Below are 20,568 nucleotides of genomic sequence, written 5' to 3' on the forward strand. Positions count from 1 at the left end.
GTACCCGTCCGTCACTTATGCTCGATAGGTCGCACTGAGGGCGAAATGAGGCGGTATGGCCGAGCACACCAAGCACCGCACCCCGCGCCGCCGCGGGCTGCGGATCGCGCTGTTCGCGCTGGCCGGCCTCGTCCTGGTCGGGGCCGGACTGGGCGGGATCGCCTACTGGAAGCTGAACCGGAACATCAACGCCGTCGACATCTCCGGGCAGCTGGGCACCGCCCGGCCGCCCGCCTCCACCGGCGGGGCGTTCAACGTGCTGGTGCTGGGCTCCGACTCGCGCTCCGGCACCAACGGGAGCCTGGCGGGCGGCGACACCGGCGACACCGCCCGCTCGGACACCGCGATGGTGGTGCACGTCAACCAGGCGCACACCGCCGCCTCGGTGGTCTCGATACCCCGTGACACCCTGGTGCCCCGCCCGGCCTGCACCGGCGACGACGGCAAGCAGGTCGCCGCGGCCCGCAGCGCGATGTTCAACTCCGCGTACGAGGTCGGCGGCCCGGCCTGCGCGGTGAAGACCGCCGAACAGCTCACCGGGATGCGGATGGACCACTTCGTCGAGGTGGACTTCACCGGCTTCGCCGCGCTGATCGACGCGATCGGCGGGGTGGACGTCACCACCACGGTGCCGATCGACGACAAGGACAGCGGCCTGCGCCTGGACGCCGGCACCCACCACCTGGGCGGGCAGCAGGCCCTGGCCTTCGTCCGGACCAGGCACGGCGTCGGCGACGGCAGCGACCTGGGCCGGATCGAGCTCCAGAAGGAGATGGTCCGGGCGATGCTCGGGCAGGTCGGCGCGCTCGGCCTGGGCTCCAACCCGGTGGCGATGTGGAAGCTCGGCGACAAGCTGACCAGCTCGCTGACCACCGACTCCGACCTGGCCTCGGTCAACTCGCTGGTCGGCCTGGCGCAGACCGTCAAGAAGATCGGGCCGGACCAGCTCACCATGGTCACCCTGCCGGTGGCGTACTCGGTCAGCGACCCCAACCGGGTGGTCCCGAGCAACCCGGCCGCCCAGCAGCTGTGGGCGGCGCTGCGGGCCGACCGGGCGGTGCCGCCGCAGGTGCTCCAGCAGCAGCCGGCCAACCCGGCGCAGGCCGACCCGTCCGCCCCGGCGAGCGCCGGGGCGGGAGCCTCCGCCGGCGCCTCCGCCGGTGCCTCGGCCGGGGCCTCCGCGGACGCCCTCGCCGATGCCTTCGAGGGGGCGGAATAGCGGGCTCCGCCTCCCGGTTTGGGAAGAAGCGGGCAGTGCTGGCACACTGGTCCGTCGGTCCCGGTTCACGAGCGGCTGCCCAGTCCGCCGACCCGGTGCCCTCCCGATCAGCTAGGAGAATCCCTTGAAGTCCAACGTTCACCCGGAGTACGTGCTCACCAAGGTGACCTGCACCTGCGGCAACGAGTTCACCACTCGTTCGACCGAGACCAGCGGCGAGATCCGCGCCGAGGTCTGCTCGAACTGCCACCCGTTCTACACCGGCAAGCAGAAGATTCTGGACACCGGTGGCCGCGTGGCCCGCTTCGAGGCGCGCTTCGGCAAGAAGCTCTCCGGCGGCAAGGCCTAGCGCTTCCACGGCGCCGGTCTCGGACGTCCCCGTGCTCGTGCACGGGGGCTTCCGGACCGGCGCCGTTCGCGTCTCTCCCCTCTCTCCCCTCGTCACCCCCGCTGCGGCACACTCACGGAAGTAGGACAGACCGATGTTCGAGGCAGTCGAAGAGCTCCTCGTCGAGCACGCCGACCTCGAGAAGAGGCTGGCCGACCCGTCGGTGCACGCCGACCAGGCGAACGCCCGCAAGCTGGCCAAGCGGTACGCCGAGCTGACCCCGATCACCCGGACGTACCTGGCCTGGAAGCAGGCCGGCGAGGACATCGCCGCCGCGCGCGAGCTCGCCGTGGAGGACCCGGACTTCATCGCCGAGGCGAAGAGCTCCGAGGCCCGCCAGGAGGAGCTGACCGAGGAGCTGCGGCTGCTGCTGGTGCCGCGCGACCCCAACGACGACAAGGACGTCATCCTGGAGGTCAAGGCGGGCGAGGGCGGCGAGGAGTCCGCGCTGTTCGCCGGCGACCTGCTCCGGATGTACCTGCGCTACGCCGAGCGGCTGGGCTGGAAGACCGAGATCATCGACGCCAACGAGTCCGACCTCGGCGGCTACAAGGACGTCTCGGTGGCGGTCAAGACCAAGGGCAACCCGGAGCCGGGCTACGGCGTCTGGGCGCAGCTGAAGTACGAGGGCGGCGTGCACCGGGTGCAGCGGGTGCCCGCGACCGAGTCGCAGGGCCGGATCCACACCTCCGCCGCGGGCGTGCTGGTCACCCCGGAGGCCGAGGAGGTCGAGGTGGAGATCCACGCCAACGACCTGCGGATCGACGTCTACCGCTCCTCCGGCCCCGGCGGGCAGTCGGTGAACACCACCGACTCCGCGGTCCGGATCACCCACCTGCCGACCGGTATCGTGGCGTCCTGCCAGAACGAGAAGAGCCAGCTGCAGAACAAGGAGCAGGCGATGCGCATCCTGCGGTCGCGGCTGCTGGCCGCCGCGCAGGAGGAGGCCGAGCGGGAGGCGTCCGACGCCCGCCGCAGCCAGGTGCGCACCGTGGACCGCTCCGAGCGAATCCGGACGTACAACTTCCCGGAGAACCGCATCTCCGACCACCGCACCGGGTTCAAGTCGTACAACCTGGACCAGGTGCTGGACGGCGACCTCAACGCGGTGATCCAGTCCTGCGTGGACGCCGACGCCGCGGCCAAGCTGGCCGCCGCGCAGGAGAACTGAGCCGAGGCTAAGGGGCCCGAGGGTATGAACCTGCTGCTCGCCGAGGTGGCCCAGGCCACCCAGCGCCTGGCCGCGGCCGGCGTGCCCTCGCCGCGCTTCGACGCGGAGGAGCTCGCGGCGCACACCCACGGCGTGAAGCGCAGCCAGCTGCACACCGTGCCGGACGGGGACTTCGACGCCCGGTACTGGGAGGCGGTCTCCCGCCGCGAGCAGCGCGAGCCGCTCCAGCACATCACCGGGCGGGCGTTCTTCCGCTACCTCGAACTGGAGGTCGGCCCCGGGGTGTTCGTCCCCCGGCCGGAGACCGAGTCGGTGGTCGAGTGGGCGATAGACGCGGTCCGCGCGATGGACGTGGCCGAGCCGCTGGTGGTCGACCTGTGCACCGGCTCCGGGGCGATCGCGCTGGCCCTGGCCCAGGAACTGCCCCGCTCCACCGTGCATGCCTTCGAACTCGACGAGGGCGCCCTCGCCTACACCCGCCGCAACGTTGAGGCCAGCCCCGACCGCGGCCGGGTCCACCTGCACCAGGGCGACGCCACCCTGGCCTTCGCCGACGACCGCGGCTGGGACGGCCGGTTCGACCTGGTGATCAGCAACCCGCCGTACATCCCGCTCACCGAGTGGGAGTACGTGGCCCCCGAGGCCCGCGACCACGACCCGCAGCTGTCGCTGTTCTCCGGCGAGGACGGCCTGGACACCATCCGCGGCATCGAACGCGTCGCCGCCCGGCTGCTGCGGCCCGGCGGCGCGGTGGTGATCGAGCACGCGGACACCCAGGGCGGGCAGGTCCCGTGGATCTTCCGCGAGGAGGGCGGCTGGACGGACGCCGCCGACCACCGGGACCTCAACAACCGGCCGCGCTTCACAACAGCCCGGAGGGCGTCGTTGTGAACATCAGGCACAGCACAACAGCCCGGAGGGCGTCGTTGTGAACATCAGGCACAGCACAACAGCCCGGAGGGCGTCGTTGTGAACATCAGGCACAGCACCACAGCGCGTCGCGCTTCGCTGTAAGTACCACTGACACCACCGGAAGGGGATTGCTCCGATGAGCCGCCGATACGACTGCTCCGACGCCCAGGACCGCGCGAGCGGGCTGCGTGAGGCCGCCACGGCGATCCGCCGCGGTGAGCTGGTGGTGGTGCCGACCGACACGGTGTACGGGATCGCCGCGGACGCCTTCTCGCCGGAGGCGGTCGCCGCCCTGCTGGACGCCAAGGGCCGGGGCCGGAACATGCCCTCGCCGGTGCTGGTCGGCTCGCCGACCACGCTGCACGGGCTGGTCACCGACTTCTCCGAGCAGGCCTGGGAACTGGTGGACGCGTTCTGGCCCGGCGGCCTGACCCTGGTGGCCCGGCACCAGCCCTCGCTGCGCTGGGACCTGGGCGAGACCCGGGGCACCGTCGCGGTCCGGATGCCGCTGCACCCGGTCGCGCTGGAGCTGCTGAACGCCACCGGCCCGCTCGCGGTCTCCTCCGGCAACAAGACCGGCGGCCCGTCCCCGTCCACCTGCGACGAGGCCGAGGCGCAGCTCGGCGACGCGGTGTCGATCTATCTGGACGGCGGGACGGCGGACTACGGCACGCCCTCGACCATCGTCGACGTCACCGGCAAGGTACCGGTGGTGCTGCGGGCGGGCGCGATCGGCGTCGAGCAGCTGAGGGAGGTCGTTCCGGACGTGGAGGCCGGCAGTTGACCGCCGCCGCCCCCCTGTACGGAGCGCGGAGCGCCCGGGCACCCTTCGCGGAGCCCGGGCCGCTCCCGCTGGACACCTTCCGCATCCTGTTCGTCTGCACCGGGAACGTCTGCCGCTCGCCGATCGCCGAGCGGCTCGCCCGGCTGGAGCTGGACTCCCGGCTCGGGGTGCGGGTCGGCCGCCGGATCGTGGTGGAGAGCGCCGGCACCTGGGGCCACGAGGGCGCCCCGATGGAGGCGCACGCGGCGACGGTGCTCGGCGAGTACGGCGCGGACAGCGCGGACTTCGCCGGGCGGGAGCTGCTGGACGAGCACGTGATCGACGCCGACCTGGTGCTGACCGCGACCCTGGACCACCGGGCGCAGGTCATCTCGATGGGCCACGCGGCGGGACTGCGCACCTTCACCATCAAGGAGTTCACCCGTCTGGTGCAAAGGGTCGACCCGCGCACCCTGCCGGACCCCCGGGACGGCGCGCGGCTGACCGAGCGCGCCCGCGCGCTGGTCCGCTCGGCCGCCGCCCTGCGCGGCTGGCTGCTGGCCTCCGCACCCGAGTTCGACGAGCTGAGGGACCCGTACGGGGCACCGATCGGGATGTTCCGCAACTGCGGCGAGGAGATATTCGACGCGCTGGACCCGGTGGTGACCGCCCTGACGGGCGTGGCCCGCTGAGTTGAGCGCCCTCCACTAAAGTTTCCGTGGGGGATTTGTGAAGACTGCGTGCGCAGGCGATGGCGGCAACCGGAAAGGCGCAAGCCCGCGCGTTCGGGCGGGCCGGGCGGTGGGGGCCGACCTACGCTGGGAGGACCTGCCCGCACCGCAGCCTGGAGCCGCACCATGACGGTCGCCGACGCCCCATCCGTCCACTGGGAGGCCGCGGAGGCCCTGCGCAGCGCCGACCCGCTGATCGCCGACCTGCTCACCGCCGAGGCCGAGCGCCGGGCGGACTCGCTGCAACTGCTCGCCGGGGAGAACCTGGCCACCCCCGCCGTCCTGGCCGCGCTGTCCGGCCCGCTGGCCGACAAGTACGCCGAGGGCTACCCGGGCCGCCGGCACCACACCGGCTGCGCGCCCGCCGACACCGTGGAGCTGCTGGCGATCGACCGGGCCCGCGAACTGTTCGCCGCCCCGCACGCCAACGTCCAGCCCCGCTCCGGGACTTCGGCCATGCTGGCGGCCTACGCCGCGCTGCTGCGGCCGGGCGACGCGGTGCTCGCCATGTCGTTGGAGCACGGCGGCCACCTCAGCGCCGGCTCGCGGGCCAACTTCTCCGGCCGCTGGTTCCGCTTCCACGGCTACGGGGTGCGCGAGCAGGACGGCCGGATCGACCTCGACCAGGTCCGCGCCCTGGCCCGCGAGCACCGCCCGAAGGCGATCGTGGCCGGCGGCATCTCCTACCCGCGGCACGTCGACTGGGCCGCCTTCCGGGAGATCGCCGACGAGGTGGACGCCTACCTCATCGCCGCCGCCGGACAGACCGCCGGCCTGGTCGCGGCCGGCGCCGCCCCCTCCCCGGTGCCCTACGCGGACGTCACCGTCGCCACCACCCACAAGCTGCTGCGCGGCCCGCGCGGCGGGCTGCTGCTGTGCACCGCCGACCTGGCGGACCGGATCGACCGCGCGGTCTTCCCGTTCACCCAGGGCGGGGCGGCGATGCACGAGGTGGCCGCCAAGGCGGTCGCGCTGGCCCAGGCCGCCACCCCCGCCCACACCGGCTACGTCCGGCGGGCGGTCTCCGGCGCCCGGGCGCTGGCCGCCGCGCTGGCCGCGGCCGGGGCCCGGCCGCTCACCGGCGGCACCGACACCCACCTGGTGACCGCCTCGGTCCGGGCCCTCGGCCTGACCGGCGTGGAGGTCGAACGCCGCTGCGCCGCGGCCGGGTTGCTGCTCGGCCGGTGCGCCGTCCCGTACGACCCGGCGCCGCCGACCGAGACCTCCGGCATCCGGCTGGGCACCGGCACCTGCGCGGCCCAGGGGATGGGCGAGGAGGAACTCGGCGAGGTCGGCGCCCTGCTCGGCCGGGTGCTCGCCGGGGACGGCCCGGAGCCGGTGCGCGGCCGGGTGCGGGAGCTGGCCCGGGCCTTCGCCGGGCGGGGCTGAGCCGCCCGGCGGAGGGTTCGGGGCCGTCGGGGAGAACCGCGATGCGGGGCCCGGGCGTCGGAGTCAATAAGGTGTGCTCCGTGGCGACGCACCTCGAATCCCGAACCAGCGCGGGAGTACCCTGCGTACTCGTCCGTCCGAGCGCGACCCTGGAGGCCGGTGGTGCGTGAGTATCTGCTGGTCATGTTCGTCTCGGCGGCGGTGACCTACCTGCTGGTCAGCCCGGTCCGCAAGTTCGCGATCGCGGCCGGCGCGATGCCCGCCGTCCGGGCGCGCGACGTGCACCGCGAGCCCACGCCGCGGCTCGGCGGCATCGCGATGTTCGGCGGCCTGCTGGCCGGCCTGCTGGCGGCCTCCCAACTGACCAACCTCGGGCGGCTGTTCGTGCAGAGCGCGGACATCAAGGCGCTGCTCTCCGGGGCCGGGATCATGTTCGTGCTGGGCGTCCTGGACGACAAGTGGGGCGTGGACGCGCTGGTGAAGCTCGGCGGGCAGATGATCGCCGCCGGCGTGATGGTCTGGCAGGGCATCACGGTGATCGCCATCCCGGTGCCCGGCTACGGCTCGGTCCCGGTCACCCCGACCCAGGGCATGCTGATCTCGGTCGTGCTGGTGGTCGTGATGGTCAACGCGGTCAACTTCATCGACGGCCTGGACGGCCTGGCCGCCGGCATGGTCTGCATCGCCGCGATGGCCTTCTTCCTGTACTCGTACCGGCTCTGGCTCGGCTACGGGATCAACGACGCCGCGCCCGCCGCGCTGTTCACCGCGGTGCTGATCGGCATGTGCCTGGGCTTCCTGCCGCACAACCTGCACCCGGCGCGGATCTTCATGGGCGACTCCGGCTCGATGATGCTCGGCCTGATGCTGGCCGTCGCGGCGATCTCGATCACCGGCCGGGTCGACCCCGACCTGATCACCGAGCAGGTCGGTTCGCAGACCACCGCCGTGCACGCCCTGGTGCCGATCTACATCCCGCTGCTGCTGCCGCTGACCGTGATCGCGCTGCCGCTGGCCGACCTGCTGCTGGCCGTGGTGCGCCGCACCTGGGCGGGCAAGTCGCCGTTCGCGGCGGACAAGCAGCACCTGCACCACCGGCTGCTGGAGGTCGGGCACTCGCACAGCCGGGCCGTGCTGATCATGTACTTCTGGGCCGCGCTGATCGCCTTCGGCACCGTCGCGGTGTCGATCACCCACACCGGCCGCGCGGTGGTGCTCACCATGGCGGGCCTGTGCCTGGTCGGCCTCGCGGTGCTGCTGATGCCGCGGTTCAAGCCGCGCGCGCCCAAGGCCGTCCAGTCCTTCGTGCCGCCCCGCTACCGGGACGGCGAGCCGGGCCGGGCACCGGCGGCGGAGTCGGTCGGGTCGGCGGAGCGCGCGCAGAGCGCCGAGAACGCGGAGAACGCGGAGAGTGCGGAGCCGGCCGCGATGGCCGAGCTGTCGGCCGAGGACAAGGCCCTGCTGGGACGGCTCGGGACGGGCGCCACGGCGACCGGGCAGCGCGGCGAGCGGCACTCCTGACGGAGGGTCACCTCCCGTTGGGCCGTCCGGCGGCACCCGTTCGGAGGCACTTGTCCGCCCTTGGTGTGACAGGTACCACACCTTCATGGTAAAGCTCTCATCAAATAGTTTGTGATACCGTTCACGAGTACCGAGAACACGCCGAAAGACCTGACAGGTGGAGGACTTCCGTCCCTGGTCGGTCTCCCTCGACGGACGCGCCGTCCAGGCGGCTGTCCGCGGCGCGTTCCGCGCACCCCCCGTGTTCTCTGCCCCCCGTTTCCGACATGCCGCCGGAGTTGCCGACATGCCGTCCCACGACGCCCGGATCCTCCGTGGCGCCGCAATCCCCACTGCGGTCGCCGGAGTGGTCGCCATGGCGATCGCCTTCGCCGTCGCCCAGGGGAAGGGGCTGCTCGGTGCCCTGCTCGCGACGGTGGTCGTGATCCTGTTCTTCGGTGCCGGCCAGATCGCGCTCGACCGGCTGGGCCGGAACAACCCGCAGATGCTGATGCCGGTCGCGATGCTGGTCTACACCACTCAGATCCTGGTGGTCGGCGTCCTGCTCGCGGTGGCCAAGCACCTCACCTTCTTCGACCACAAGGTCTTCGGCCTCTCGCTGCTCGGCCTGGTGATCGTCTGGATGGGCTTCCAGGTGCGGGGCTGGCTGAAGGCCAAGACCTTCTACGTGGAACCCGACGGCAAGCCGAAATCCGGGCGTCAATCGTGAGCGGGGCATACCGTCCCCCTCACGAGGGGGGCGGTGTTTATGCCCTCCTGACGGGCTGCTATCGTCCGTCCCGACGGCGGAGTACGGGAAGCGGCCAGGTCCCTCCGAGAATCGGACGGATCGCCCCCCGGCTCCACGAAGCTTTCGAAGATCCCGCGGTGGGGATATGCGCCGCGCCGGGTCAGCGAGACATCCAACTAGTCCCAGTGCCGCACCGTGGCCGACGGCCACGCCGACACACCGAGGTTGCCGTAACCATGCGTCAGAACGAAGGAGTCTGTGGTGGGTGCTGACGTCCAGCTCGCCTCCGAGGCCGGTTGCCACCTTTTCTCCGGCTGCGGCTTCCCCGCCCCCGGCCTGAACGAGTTCGAGTTCAAGCCGATCTTCTCGGTCGGGAGCGTCGACTTCACCAAGCCGATGCTGCTGTCGATCATCTGTGCGCTGCTGGTGGTCGGCTTCTTCTGGGCCGCGTTCGCCAAGCCGAAGCTGCTCCCGGGCAAGCTCCAGCTGGTCGGCGAGATCGGGTACGACTTCGTCAAGCGGAGCATCGTGCTGGAGACGATCGGCAAGAAGGGCGAGAAGTACGTCCCGATGCTGGTCTCGATGTTCTTCTTCGTGTGGATCATGAACATCATGTCCATCGTCCCGTTCGCCCAGTTCCCGGTGATGTCGCGGATCGCGTTCCCGGTCGGGCTCGCGGCGATCGTGTGGATCACCTACATGACGCTGACCTTCAAGAAGCACGGCTTCGTCGGCGGCATGAAGAACCTCTGCTGGCCGTCGGGCATCCCGGGCTGGGTCATGTTCATCCTGGTGCCGATCGAGTTCTTCTCGAACATCTTCGTGCGCCCCTTCACCCTCGCGGTCCGAGCCTTCGCCAACATGTTCGCCGGTCACCTGCTGATCGTCGTCTTCTCGGTGGCCTCGTGGTACCTGCTGAGCCCCAGCATCGGCGCCCTGTACGGCTCGGTGTCCTTCGTGGTGGCCGCGGCCCTGACCGCCTTCGAGCTGCTGGTGCAGTTCCTGCAGGCGTACATCTTCGTGATGCTCGCCAGCAGCTACATCGCCGGTGCCCTGGAAGAGGCGCACTGAGCCCCGCGGCCCCGGCCGCGCCCCGAACTCCCGGTGGCCAACACCCACCGGTATCCCATCCCCGCAAAGGATTAGCTGAGATGTCCGCTCTCGCTGAGGTTTCCGGTTCCGTCGCTTCCATCGGCTACGGCCTCGCCGCGATCGGCCCCGGCATCGGTGTCGGTCTGATCTTCGGTAACGGCGTGCAGGCGATGGCCCGTCAGCCCGAGGCTGCCGGCCTGATCCGCTCGAACATGTTCATCGGCTTCGCGCTGACCGAGGCCCTCGCCCTGATCGGCATCGTCATGCCGTTCGTCTACGGCGCCTGAGCCGGACGTTCCGGTAGCCAATTCCGACGAAAGGTTCTGATATGGCCCCCGAGGTTCTCCTCGCGGCAGAAGAGAAGATGAACCCTCTTCTCCCCGCGTGGCCCGAGGTCATCATCGGCCTGCTCTGCTTCTTCATCGTCTTCGGCATCCTCGGCAAGAAGCTCCTCCCCAGCATCGAGAAGGTGCTGGGAGAGCGCCGCGACGCCATCGAAGGCGGCATGAAGCGCGCGGAGACCGCTCAGGCCGAGGCCCAGGCCCTGCTGGAGCAGTACCGCGCCGAGCTCGCCGAGGCGCGCCACGAGGCCGCGCGGATCACCGAGCACGCCCGTGAGCAGGGCGCCGCCCTGATCAACGAGATGCGCGAGGAGGGCCAGCGCCAGCGCGAGGCCATCGTCGCCGCCGGCCACGCCCAGATCGAGGCCGACAAGAAGCAGGCCACCGCGGTCCTGCGCCAGGACGTCGGCTCGCTGGCCTCCCAGCTGGCCTCCCGCATCGTCGGCGAGTCCCTGGAGGACCACGCCCGCCAGAGCGGGGTCATCGACCGCTTCCTGGACGAGCTGGAGTCCAAGGCCACCGCTGCCCAGGGTGCGTCCAAGTGATCGGCGCGAGCCGTGAGGCACTCGCCGCCGGCCGCGAGAACCTGGAGAGCCTGACCGACAACACTTCGGTGGACGCGGCCGAGCTCGCCGGGGAACTCACCGCCGTCACCGCGCTGCTGGACCGCGAGGTCTCGCTGCGCCGGGTGCTGACCGATCCGTCCCGGTCCGGTCAGGACAAGGCCCAGCTGGCCGCCGCGCTGCTGAACGGCCAGGTCTCCGGCGAGAGCGTCGACCTGGTCTCCGGCCTGGTCCGCTCGCGCTGGTCCGGCCCGCGCGACCTGGTCGACGCGGTCGAGCAGCTCGCCGCGTACGCCGAGGTCATCGCCGCCGACCGGGCGGGCGCGCTGGACGACGTCGAGGACGAGCTGTTCCGGTTCGGCCGGGTGGTGGCGGGCTCGCACGAGCTGCGCGCCGCGCTGACCGAGCCGAAGGCCGACGCCGCCGCCAAGGCCGCGCTGGTGCGCAAGCTCCTCGGCGGCCGCGCCAACGCGGGCACCGTCCGCCTGGTCACCAGCCTGGTCACCGCCCCCCGGGGCCGTAGCCTGGAAGGTGGCCTGGAGACCTACTCCAAGCTCGCCGCCTCCCGGCGGGGCCGCGTGGTGGCCCTGGTCACCACCGCGATCCCGCTGTCCGACCGCCAGAAGGACCGCCTCGCCGCCGCGCTGGCCGGTCTCTACGGGCGGCAGGTCCACCTGAACATCGACGTGGACCCCTCGGTCCAGGGCGGTGTCCGGGTGCAGATCGGCGACGAGATCATCGACGGCACCGTGTCGAGCCGCCTCGAAGGCGCTCGCCAGGGCCTCGAAGGCTGAGCACCAGCACTATCCGACCCTCGGTCGGGCGTCGGTCCACACCAGGTGGGCCGGCAAAACGTACGGCCGGTTCACCCGACCCGGCCGAGAGTCGAGCACTTGCGGCCCTCAATGGCGGGCCGAGGATCGCAAACTAGGAGAGCAGGGAAGCCTGATGGCGGAGCTTACGATCCGTCCGGAGGAGATCCGGGACGCGCTGGCCGACTTTGTCCAGTCGTACCAGCCGGACGCGGCCTCGCGTGAAGAGGTCGGCACGGTCACCGAGGCCATGGACGGTATCGCCAAGGTCGAGGGCCTGCCCTCGGTCATGGCCAACGAGCTGCTGAAGTTCGAGGACGGCACCCTCGGCCTCGCGCTGAACCTCGACACCCGCGAGATCGGTGTCGTCGTCCTCGGTGAGTTCTCGGGCATCGAGGAGGGCCAGACGGTGCAGCGCACCGGCGAGGTCCTCTCCGTCCCGGTCGGCGACAACTACCTCGGCCGCGTCGTGGACCCGCTGGGCAACCCGATCGACGGCCTGGGCGAGATCACCGCCACCGGCCGCCGCGCCCTGGAGCTGCAGGCCCCCGGCGTCATGGCCCGCAAGTCGGTCAAGCAGCCGCTGCAGACCGGCATCAAGGCGATCGACGCGATGACCCCGATCGGCCGCGGCCAGCGCCAGCTGATCATCGGTGACCGCCAGACCGGCAAGACCGCCGTCGCCGTCGACACGATCATCAACCAGCGCGACAACTGGCGCTCGGGCGACCCGGAGAAGCAGGTCCGCTGCATCTACGTCGCCGTGGGCCAGAAGGGCTCCACCATCGCGTCCGTCCGCGGCGCCCTGGAGGAGGCCGGCGCGCTGGAGTACACCACCATCGTGGCCGCTCCCGCCTCCGACCCGGCCGGCTTCAAGTACCTCGCCCCGTACACCGGTTCGGCCATCGGCCAGGAGTGGATGTACGACGGCAAGCACGTCCTCATCGTCTTCGACGACCTGTCGAAGCAGGCCGAGGCCTACCGCTCCGTCTCCCTGCTGCTGCGCCGCCCGCCGGGCCGCGAGGCGTACCCGGGCGACGTCTTCTACCTGCACTCCCGCCTGCTGGAGCGCTGCGCCAAGCTGAACGACGCCCTCGGCGGCGGCTCGATGACCGGTCTGCCGATCATCGAGACCAAGGCCAACGACGTCTCGGCGTACATCCCGACCAACGTCATCTCGATCACCGACGGCCAGTGCTTCCTGGAGTCCGACCTGTTCAACGCCGGCATCCGCCCGGCCGTGAACGTCGGCATCTCGGTCTCCCGCGTCGGTGGCTCCGCCCAGATCAAGGCCATGAAGTCGGTCGCCGGCCGCCTGCGCCTGGACCTCGCCCAGTACCGCGAGCTGGAGGCGTTCGCCGCCTTCGGTTCCGACCTGGACGCGGCCTCCAAGGCCCAGCTGGAGCGCGGTGCGCGCATGGTCGAGCTGCTGAAGCAGGGCCAGTACCAGCCGTTCCCGGTCGAGGAGCAGGTCGTCTCCATCTGGGCCGGCACCACCGGCAAGCTGGACGACGTCCCGGTGGCGGAGATCCGCCGCTTCGAGCGCGAGTTCCTGGACAACCTGCGCCTGGAGCACAAGGGCATCCTGACCGGCATCGCCGAGACCCAGAAGCTGGAGGACGGCACGATCGACGCGCTGACCGCCGCGATCACGTCCTTCAAGCAGGGCTTCACCACGGCTGACGGCAAGCTGCTCTCCGAGCAGGCCTGAGTCCGGTAGCGAGGGAAAGGACGTAACGACCCAATGGGAGCACAGCTTCGGGTCTACAAGCGCCGCATCCGCTCCGTCACCGCGACGAAGAAGATCACCAAGGCGATGGAGATGATCTCCGCGTCGCGCATCGTCAAGGCGCAGCGCGCGGTGGCCGCCTCCACTCCGTACGCCGACGAGCTCACCCGCGCGGTGACCGCGGTGGCCACCCGGTCCACCGCGAAGCACCCGCTGACCACCGAGAACCCGAACGCCTCGCGCGCCGCCGTCCTGCTGATCACGGCGGACCGCGGCCTGGCGGGCGGCTACTCGACCAACGCCATCAAGCAGTCGCTGGCGCTCGCCGCCCGCCTCCGCGAAGAGGGCAAGGACGTGGTCACGTACATCGTCGGCCGCAAGGGCGTGGGCTACTACGGCTTCCGCAACCTGGCGGTGGCGAACTCCTGGACCGGCTTCTCCGACAAGCCGACCTACGGAGACGCCAAGACGGTCGCGGCGGACCTGATCGAGGCCTTCACCGCGGAGACCGGCGGCGTGGACGAGCTGCACCTGGTGTCGACCGAGTTCGTGTCGATGCTGACGCAGAACGCCATCGACCGGCGCCTGCTGCCGCTGCGGCTCGACGAGGTCGAGCTCAGCGACGCGACGCCGGCCAAGGACCAGATCTTCCCGCTCTACGACTTCGAACCGTCGGCGGAGGGCGTCCTCGACGCGCTGCTGCCGCGGTACGTCGAGAGCCGGATCTACAACGCGCTGCTGCAGTCGGCCGCTTCCGAGCACGCCGCCCGCCGCCGCGCGATGAAGAGCGCGACGGACAACGCCGGCGAGCTCATCAAGTCGCTCACGCGGCTTGCCAACTCGGCCCGACAGGCCGAGATCACCCAGGAAATCAGCGAGATCGTCGGCGGTGCCAACGCCCTCGCCGACGCTAGCCGCGGGAGCGAATGAGTATGACCACCACTGTTGAGCCGACGGGCGCCGGACTGGCCACGGGCCGCGTCGCCCGGGTCATCGGCCCGGTCGTCGACGTGGAGTTCCCCGTCGACGCGATTCCCGACATGTTCAACGCCCTGCACGTCGAGGTGGACAACCCCGACGGCACGGGCCGCAAGACCCTGACCCTCGAGGTCGCCCAGCACCTCGGCGACGGCCTGGTCCGCGGCATCTCGATGCAGCCGACCGACGGCCTGGTCCGCGGCTCGCAGGTCACCGACACCGGTTCGGCGATCTCCGTCCCGGTCGGCCAGATCACCAAGGGCAAGGTGTTCAACGCCCTCGGTGAGGTGCTGAACGTCGACAAGGCCGAGTTCGACGCCCAGGTCGAGGTCAAGTGGCCGATCCACCGCAAGGCCCCGAACTTCTCCGAGCTCGAGTCCAAGACCGAGATGTTCGAGACCGGCATCAAGGTCATCGACCTGCTCACCCCGTACGTCACCGGTGGCAAGATCGGCCTGTTCGGTGGCGCCGGCGTCGGCAAGACCGTGCTCATCCAGGAGATGATCTACCGCGTCGCCGAGAACTTCGGTGGTGTGTCGGTGTTCGCCGGTGTCGGCGAGCGCACCCGTGAGGGCAACGACCTCATCGACGAGATGGTCGACTCGGGCGTCCTGGACAAGACCGCGCTGGTCTTCGGCCAGATGGACGAGCCGCCGGGCACCCGCCTGCGGGTCGCGCTCTCCGCGCTGACCATGGCGGAGTACTTCCGCGACGTCGAGAAGCAGGACGTGCTCCTCTTCATCGACAACATCTTCCGGTTCACCCAGGCCGGTTCCGAGGTGTCGACCCTGCTCGGCCGCATGCCCTCCGCGGTGGGCTACCAGCCGAACCTGGCCGACGAGATGGGCCTCCTCCAGGAGCGCATCACCTCGACCCGCGGTCACTCGATCACCTCGATGCAGGCGATCTACGTCCCCGCGGACGACCTGACCGACCCGGCGCCGGCCACCACCTTCGCCCACCTGGACGCGACCACCGTGCTGTCGCGCCCGATCTCGGAGAAGGGCATCTACCCGGCCGTCGACCCGCTGGACTCCACGTCCCGCATCCTCGACCCGCGGTACATCACGCAGCTCCACTACGACACGGCCGTCCGCATCAAGGGGATCCTGCAGAAGTACAAGGACCTCCAGGACATCATCGCGATCCTCGGCATCGACGAGCTGTCCGAGGAGGACAAGATCACGGTGCAGCGGGCCCGCCGCATCGAGCGCTTCCTCTCGCAGAACACCTACGTGGCGAAGCAGTTCACCGGTGTGGACGGTTCGACCGTGCCGCTGTCGGAGACCATCGAGGCCTTCAACGCGATCGCGGACGGCAAGTACGACCACGTTCCGGAGCAGGCGTTCTTCATGTGCGGTGGCATCGACGACCTCGAGCGCAACGCCGCCGAGCTGCTGAAGAAGTAACCGCAGGCCGGTTGCACGGCAGACCGAACCGTTGAGGGGTGGTCCCCGGCTCTCGTCGGGGGCCACCCCTCACCGCTGGATCTGCTGTGATCCCGGTCATTTACGGGCCCCTGGTTTCGTTCCGGGGGCGCGTGACCGTTATTCTTACCGAAACTGCCGAGATCGCCGCCCGTTCGCCCGGGCGTCCGATGGCCGGCAAGAGCCAAGGAGCCCACGTTGGCTGAGCTGCACGTCGAGCTGGTCGCAGCCGACCGCAAGGTGTGGTCCGGTGCGGCCACCATCGTCGTCGCCCGTACGGCCTCCGGTGACACCGGCATCATGCCCGGCCACACCCCGGTGCTGAGCGTGCTGGAGACCGGCCCGGTCACCATCCGCACCGCCGACCAGGGCACTGTCGTGGCCGCGGTGCACGGCGGCTTCCTCTCGTTCGCCGACAACAAGCTGTCGATCCTCGCCGAGATCGCCGAGCTGGCCGACGAGATCGACGTCGCCCGGGCCGAGCGGGCGCTGGAGAACGCCAAGACCGAGGCCGACTCGCACGCCGAGCGCCGCGCCGAAGTCCGCCTGCTCGCCGCCGGCGGGTTGAAGGCGCACCACTGAGCCTGGTCTCAGCGACGGTCCCGGGGACGCCTGGAGCGTGACCCCGGGACTGTCGTATCAGTTGGTAGGAATGAGCGGCCGTGGGTCGGCCGCCACGGGGAAGCAGCGAGGAGGTAGGTGAGCATGGTCCTCGCCCTTGTGGTGTGCGCGGTGGTGGTGGTCCTGGCCATCGCCGGGCTGGTCGGCTTCGCGGTGCGCCGCCGCCTCATCCAGCGGGTGGGCGGCACCTTCGACTGCTCCTACCGGTTGAAAATGCCGGCCGACGCCTCCACGCAGCCGGATCTCGACGAGAACGGCCAACCCACCTCCGCCCCGGTCCCGCAGACCGACGGCAAGGGGTGGGTTTTTGGTATCGGCCGCTACAGCGGCGACTCGATCGAGTGGTTCCGGGTCTTCTCCTACGCCCCCCCGGCCGCGCCGGTGCTGCCGCGCACCGAGATCGAGGTGCTGGGCCGGCGCTACCCGCAGGGCCAGGAGGAACTCGCCCTGCTCTCGGGCTCGGTGGTGCTGCGCTGCCTGCACAAGGGCGCCCCGCTGGAGCTGGCGATGAGCGACGACGCGCTGACCGGCTTCCTGGCCTGGCTGGAGGCGGCGCCGCCCGGACAGCGGGTCAACGTCGCGTAGCGACGGGCCCGCTGGTGGGGGCACCCCCGGCCGGAGGCTGGGGGACGGGTCAACGTCGCGTAGCGACGGGCCCGCTGGTGGGGGGACGGGTCAACATCGCCTGGTGAGGCGCTGTTAACGGCCGTGAACCCGCGCGCTAGGCTGCGGGCATGGTGAACCTGACGCGCATCTACACCCGGACCGGGGACGACGGCACGACCGCACTCGGCGACATGAGCCGGACCACCAAGACCGACCCCCGGCTGATCGCGTACGCGGACACCAACGAGGCCAACGCGGCGCTCGGCGTGGCGCTGGCCGCCGGGCAGTTGGACGAGGAACTGGTCACGGTGCTGACCCGGGTCCAGAACGACCTGTTCGACGTCGGCGCGGACCTGGCCACCCCGGTCGTCGAGGACCCCAAGTACCCGCCGCTGCGGGTCGAGCAGTCGTACGTCGACCGGTTGGAGGGCGACTGCGACCGCTTCCTCGCCGAGCTGGAGAAGCTGCGCAGCTTCATCCTCCCCGGCGGCACGCCCGGCGCGGCCCACCTGCACCTGGCGTGCACCGTGGTGCGGCGGGCCGAGCGGTCGACCTGGGCGGCGATCGAGGCGTACGGCGAGGGCGTCAACCCGCTGACCGCGAAGTACCTCAACCGGCTGTCCGACCTGCTGTTCATCCTGGCCCGCACCGCCAACAAGGAGCGCGGCGACGTGCTCTGGGTGCCCGGCGAGAATCGCTGACCCCACCCGGTGGCGGGTCACTTCTCCCGCTGGGGGAAGACCGTGTAACCGGCCGCGATCAGCAGGTTGACGCCGACCACCAGGCCCATCCGCGGGTACCAGGAGCCCAGCGCCGCGGTGCGGGCGTCGTCGCCGACCAGCCACCGCACGGCCGCGACCAGTGCCACCGTGACCACCGCGGCCAGCAGCGTCAGCGCGCACACGCCCCACTCGTAGCGGGCCCGCGGCGCACCGTACCGGGGCGTCCCGGCGGGCTTCGGGCCGCCGGCCAGGCGGTGCGCGGCGTGCCCGTCCGCCCAGCGGACCAGGCGGCGGCCGTAGGCGAGCGAGAAACCGACGTACGCGGCGGCCAGGCCGTGCGTCCGGTCGGCGGTGGCGCCGCCGCGCAGGTCCGCGACGGTCGCGCCGAGGATCACCAGGTCGACCAGCGGGAGCAGCGTCAGCAGCACCGCGCCCGTCCGGCGCAGGCGCAGCGCGTACCGGGCCGGCAGCCCGGCCGCCAGCACCACCCAGAAGCCGATCCCACCGGCGACGATCAGGGAAACCATGCTGCGATCCTGTCGCGCCCCGGACGCCCGGTCATCGTCCGGCCAGCCGACACCGGTGTGCGACTTTCGTCGGACGGCTGGTCGTCCGACCGGTCGTTCCGGCGGGTCGGAAGGAGTGCTGGGATGGTGCCCGTGAGGCTCACCGCCCGCCAGGAGGACCTGGTCATCGCCGCCGCCGGGCTGCTCGGCGGCCTGCTGCTGCTCGCGTTCGGCGCCTACGAGGCCCGGCCCGGGCTGCCGGGGTGGGCGGTGGCGCTGCCGCTGGTGGCGATGGCGGCGCTGGAGACGGTGCGCCGCCGGCGGCCGGTCTGGACGGTCTGCCTGGGCGGCGCGCTGTTCGGCGCCGGGGTGTACCTGGGCTCGCTGACGGCCACCCTGCTGATGTACACCGACCTGCTGTACGCGGCGGCCCCGTACGGCCCGGTCCGGATGAGCAAGGTGCTGCAACTGACCGGCGCCGCCGCCACGTTGGTGCTCTCCGGGCTGGTCTGGCGGTACGGGTCGGTGCCCGGGGGCGCTGCTGGTCGCGGTGTTCTGCGGGCTGGTCTTCCTGGCCCCGGTCTGGACGGCCGACCTGCTGCGCCGCCACCGGGACCGCGCCGAGGCCGCGTGGCTGCGGGCCGAACAGACCGCGCTGCTGGCCGAGTTGGACCGGCGCGGCGCGGTGGCCGCGGAGCGCGCCCGGATGGCCCGCGAGCTGCACGACGTGATCGCCAACCACCTGTCGGCGATCGCCATCCACGCGACCGGCGCGCAGGCGGTGGCGCGCCGTCAGCGGCGCGCGGCGGACGAGCCGCTGGTGCAGGCGCTGGCGGTGATCCGGGAGAACAGCGTCCAGGGGCTGGCCGAGATGCGCCGGATGATCGGCCTGCTGCGCGGGAGCGGGCCCGAAGAGCCGTCCGTGGCACCGGGGTTGGCCGCGGTGGACGTGCTGCTGGAGCAGGCCCGGGCGGCCGGTCGGGCGGCCGGGCTGCGGTTCGAGGTGCGGGAGCTGGGCGAGCGCGGCGAGCTGTCCGCGCCGCTGGAGCTCGCCGCGTACCGGATCGTCCAGGAGTCGCTGACCAACGCGGTCAAGCATGCCGCGCCCGGCCCAGTGCGGCTGGAGATCCGGTACGGGGAGCGGGAGTTGGCGATCTCGGTGGAGTCCGCGTACCGGGCCGGGGCGGGCCGGCCGGTGCCCGGGGCGAGGGCCGGGCTGGTCGGCATGGGCGAGCGGGCCCAGCTGCTCGGCGGCCGGTTCGCCGCCGGGCCGGAGGGGGAGCGGTGGGCGGTGCGGGCGGTGCTGCCGCGGACGGCGGGCGGGGAGCGGGCGTGATCCGGGTGCTGGTGGCCGAGGACCAGGCGGCGGTGCGGGCGGCGCTGGTGATGATCCTGCGCGCGGAGGACGACCTGGAGGTGGTCGGCGAGGCCGCCGACGGCGAGCAGGCCGTCCGGCTGGCCCTGGAACTGCGGCCCGACGTGGTGCTGATGGACGTCCGGATGCCCCGGCTGGACGGCGTCGCGGCGACCCGGCGGGTGGTCGCCGCCGGGGCCGGGCAGGTGCTGGTGCTCACCACCTTCGACCTGGACGAGTACCTGTGGGGCGCGCTGCGGGCCGGCGCCGCCGGGTTCCTGCTCAAGGACCTGGAGGCCGAGGCGCTGGTCGACGGCGTCCGGGCGGTGGCCCGCGGCGACGGGATGCTCGCGCCGTCCGTCACCCGGCGGCTGATCGCCTTCTTCGCCCGGCCGGGCGGGCCCGGCCCGGCGGCTCCGGCGGGCGCCGCGGAGCCGGCGGAGCTGACGCCCCGGGAGCGGGAGGTGCTGGGCCGCCTCGGGGCGGGCCTGTCCAACGCCGAGATCGCCGCCCGGCTGCACACCGCCGAGGCCACCACCAAGACGCACGTCAGCCGGACACTGGCCAAGCTCGGCCTGCGCAGCCGGGTGCAGGCGGCGATCCTCGCCCGGGAGCCGGGGGTGCCCGGCCCGGGGGAGCGGTGAGGGCGGGACGCGGCCGGGGGCGGGGCGCGAGGGGCACAGATCACACCCGTCCCGGCGCAGATCACACTGCCGGAACGCACCACGGCGGGCGCGCTCCCACTAGAGTCCGGCGAGAGCGCTGCCGCTCCCGCGGTCGGTCCGTACTGCCCGGGTGCGGGACGTTCTGGGCGGCTGGGTGAGTTTGCTCACGGTCCGCCCGCAGACGGGTGATTTGGGCGGCAATCGAGCGTAGGTGTGAGGTGTTCCTGCGTATATTCCCTCGGACGGGTGAAGTTGAGGGGCAGTCCGGCGGGTGACAGCAACCTGCGGAACTGGTTCACCGTCAGATTCAGAAGGGGCCGGTGCGCGG

23 protein-coding genes are annotated in these 20,568 nt (G+C 71.6%); 21 read left to right on the forward strand and 2 right to left on the reverse strand.

Annotation, left to right across the window (positions count from 1 at the left end):
- Window positions 1-55: 55 nt before the first annotated feature.
- From QMQ26_RS23010 to QMQ26_RS23100, 19 genes are all read left to right on the forward strand, one after another.
- On the forward strand, window positions 56-1,219 hold the full coding sequence (locus QMQ26_RS23010; protein ID WP_282202548.1) for an LCP family protein: 1,164 nt from the start codon (window positions 56-58) through the stop codon (window positions 1,217-1,219).
- Between the two features lie 124 nt (window positions 1,220-1,343).
- Entirely contained in the window at window positions 1,344-1,568 is a 225-nt protein-coding gene (gene rpmE, locus QMQ26_RS23015) for a 50S ribosomal protein L31 (RefSeq protein WP_033214688.1), read from the forward strand.
- A 133-nt stretch (window positions 1,569-1,701) separates the two neighbouring features.
- Entirely contained in the window at window positions 1,702-2,778 is a 1,077-nt protein-coding gene (prfA, locus tag QMQ26_RS23020; protein ID WP_282202549.1) for a peptide chain release factor 1, read from the forward strand.
- Window positions 2,779-2,802: 24 nt separating this feature from the next.
- The gene (gene prmC / locus QMQ26_RS23025; RefSeq protein ID WP_100836351.1) at window positions 2,803-3,669 is read left to right on the forward strand and encodes a peptide chain release factor N(5)-glutamine methyltransferase; all 867 of its coding nucleotides are present in this window, start codon (window positions 2,803-2,805) and stop codon (window positions 3,667-3,669) included.
- Between the two features lie 157 nt (window positions 3,670-3,826).
- Entirely contained in the window at window positions 3,827-4,474 is a 648-nt protein-coding gene (locus QMQ26_RS23030; RefSeq protein ID WP_100836350.1) for an L-threonylcarbamoyladenylate synthase, read from the forward strand.
- Window positions 4,475-4,488: 14 nt separating this feature from the next.
- The gene (locus QMQ26_RS23035) at window positions 4,489-5,145 is read left to right on the forward strand and encodes an arsenate reductase/protein-tyrosine-phosphatase family protein (protein WP_100838495.1); all 657 of its coding nucleotides are present in this window, start codon (window positions 4,489-4,491) and stop codon (window positions 5,143-5,145) included.
- Between the two features lie 165 nt (window positions 5,146-5,310).
- Window positions 5,311-6,573, forward strand: coding sequence for a serine hydroxymethyltransferase (locus QMQ26_RS23040; RefSeq protein ID WP_282202550.1), 1,263 nt, complete (start codon window positions 5,311-5,313; stop codon window positions 6,571-6,573).
- Window positions 6,574-6,735: 162 nt separating this feature from the next.
- Window positions 6,736-8,094: an MraY family glycosyltransferase gene (locus QMQ26_RS23045; RefSeq protein ID WP_282202551.1), complete on the forward strand. Its 1,359-nt coding sequence runs from the start codon at window positions 6,736-6,738 to the stop codon at window positions 8,092-8,094.
- 355 nt (window positions 8,095-8,449) lie between these two features.
- The gene (locus tag QMQ26_RS23050) at window positions 8,450-8,803 is read left to right on the forward strand and encodes a hypothetical protein (RefSeq protein ID WP_282202552.1); all 354 of its coding nucleotides are present in this window, start codon (window positions 8,450-8,452) and stop codon (window positions 8,801-8,803) included.
- Window positions 8,804-9,082: 279 nt separating this feature from the next.
- Window positions 9,083-9,895 carry a F0F1 ATP synthase subunit A gene (gene atpB, locus QMQ26_RS23055; protein ID WP_370447609.1) on the forward strand — a complete coding sequence of 271 codons (813 nt, stop codon included), beginning with the start codon at window positions 9,083-9,085 and terminating at the stop codon, window positions 9,893-9,895.
- An 80-nt stretch (window positions 9,896-9,975) separates the two neighbouring features.
- Entirely contained in the window at window positions 9,976-10,203 is a 228-nt protein-coding gene (gene atpE / locus QMQ26_RS23060; protein WP_100836345.1) for an ATP synthase F0 subunit C, read from the forward strand.
- A 41-nt stretch (window positions 10,204-10,244) separates the two neighbouring features.
- Window positions 10,245-10,802, forward strand: coding sequence for a F0F1 ATP synthase subunit B (locus QMQ26_RS23065; RefSeq protein ID WP_100836344.1), 558 nt, complete (start codon window positions 10,245-10,247; stop codon window positions 10,800-10,802).
- Window positions 10,799-11,614 carry a F0F1 ATP synthase subunit delta gene (locus QMQ26_RS23070; RefSeq protein WP_100836343.1) on the forward strand — a complete coding sequence of 272 codons (816 nt, stop codon included), beginning with the start codon at window positions 10,799-10,801 and terminating at the stop codon, window positions 11,612-11,614. Before QMQ26_RS23065 ends, QMQ26_RS23070 begins: the two co-directional genes overlap by 4 nt.
- Before the next feature lie 154 nt (window positions 11,615-11,768).
- Window positions 11,769-13,343: a F0F1 ATP synthase subunit alpha gene (gene atpA, locus QMQ26_RS23075; RefSeq protein ID WP_282202553.1), complete on the forward strand. Its 1,575-nt coding sequence runs from the start codon at window positions 11,769-11,771 to the stop codon at window positions 13,341-13,343.
- A 33-nt stretch (window positions 13,344-13,376) separates the two neighbouring features.
- Complete coding sequence (locus QMQ26_RS23080; RefSeq protein WP_100836341.1) at window positions 13,377-14,291, forward strand: F0F1 ATP synthase subunit gamma; 915 nt, start codon at window positions 13,377-13,379, stop codon at window positions 14,289-14,291.
- Window positions 14,292-14,293: 2 nt separating this feature from the next.
- Window positions 14,294-15,748: a F0F1 ATP synthase subunit beta gene (gene atpD, locus QMQ26_RS23085; protein ID WP_111554259.1), complete on the forward strand. Its 1,455-nt coding sequence runs from the start codon at window positions 14,294-14,296 to the stop codon at window positions 15,746-15,748.
- Between the two features lie 216 nt (window positions 15,749-15,964).
- Complete coding sequence (locus QMQ26_RS23090; protein WP_282202554.1) at window positions 15,965-16,348, forward strand: F0F1 ATP synthase subunit epsilon; 384 nt, start codon at window positions 15,965-15,967, stop codon at window positions 16,346-16,348.
- Between the two features lie 123 nt (window positions 16,349-16,471).
- Window positions 16,472-16,972, forward strand: a complete 501-nt coding sequence (locus QMQ26_RS23095) for a DUF2550 domain-containing protein (protein ID WP_282202555.1) — start codon at window positions 16,472-16,474, stop codon at window positions 16,970-16,972.
- 149 nt (window positions 16,973-17,121) lie between these two features.
- Window positions 17,122-17,694, forward strand: a complete 573-nt coding sequence (locus QMQ26_RS23100; RefSeq protein WP_100836337.1) for a cob(I)yrinic acid a,c-diamide adenosyltransferase — start codon at window positions 17,122-17,124, stop codon at window positions 17,692-17,694.
- Between the two features lie 17 nt (window positions 17,695-17,711).
- Here the strand turns inward: QMQ26_RS23100 and QMQ26_RS23105 are convergent, their stop codons facing one another.
- Both QMQ26_RS23105 and QMQ26_RS23110 read right to left on the reverse strand, forming a co-directional pair.
- Window positions 17,712-18,242 carry a hypothetical protein gene (locus QMQ26_RS23105; protein WP_282202556.1) on the reverse strand — a complete coding sequence of 177 codons (531 nt, stop codon included), beginning with the start codon at window positions 18,240-18,242 and terminating at the stop codon, window positions 17,712-17,714.
- A gap of 215 nt (window positions 18,243-18,457) precedes the next feature.
- Window positions 18,458-18,631, reverse strand: coding sequence for a hypothetical protein (locus tag QMQ26_RS23110; protein WP_282202557.1), 174 nt, complete (start codon window positions 18,629-18,631; stop codon window positions 18,458-18,460).
- Between the two features lie 140 nt (window positions 18,632-18,771).
- Between QMQ26_RS23110 and QMQ26_RS23115 the strand changes: the two genes are divergently transcribed.
- A complete protein-coding gene (locus QMQ26_RS23115) occupies window positions 18,772-19,557 on the forward strand; it encodes a sensor histidine kinase (RefSeq protein ID WP_282202558.1) in 786 nt (261 codons plus the stop codon).
- A gap of 50 nt (window positions 19,558-19,607) precedes the next feature.
- Window positions 19,608-20,219, forward strand: a complete 612-nt coding sequence (locus QMQ26_RS23120) for a response regulator (protein ID WP_404814196.1) — start codon at window positions 19,608-19,610, stop codon at window positions 20,217-20,219.
- The last annotated feature ends 349 nt before the right edge of the window (window positions 20,220-20,568 follow it).

Origin of the sequence: Kitasatospora fiedleri (assembly GCF_948472415.1) — a bacterium.
GTDB classification, from domain to species: Bacteria; Actinomycetota; Actinomycetes; order Streptomycetales; family Streptomycetaceae; genus Kitasatospora; species Kitasatospora fiedleri.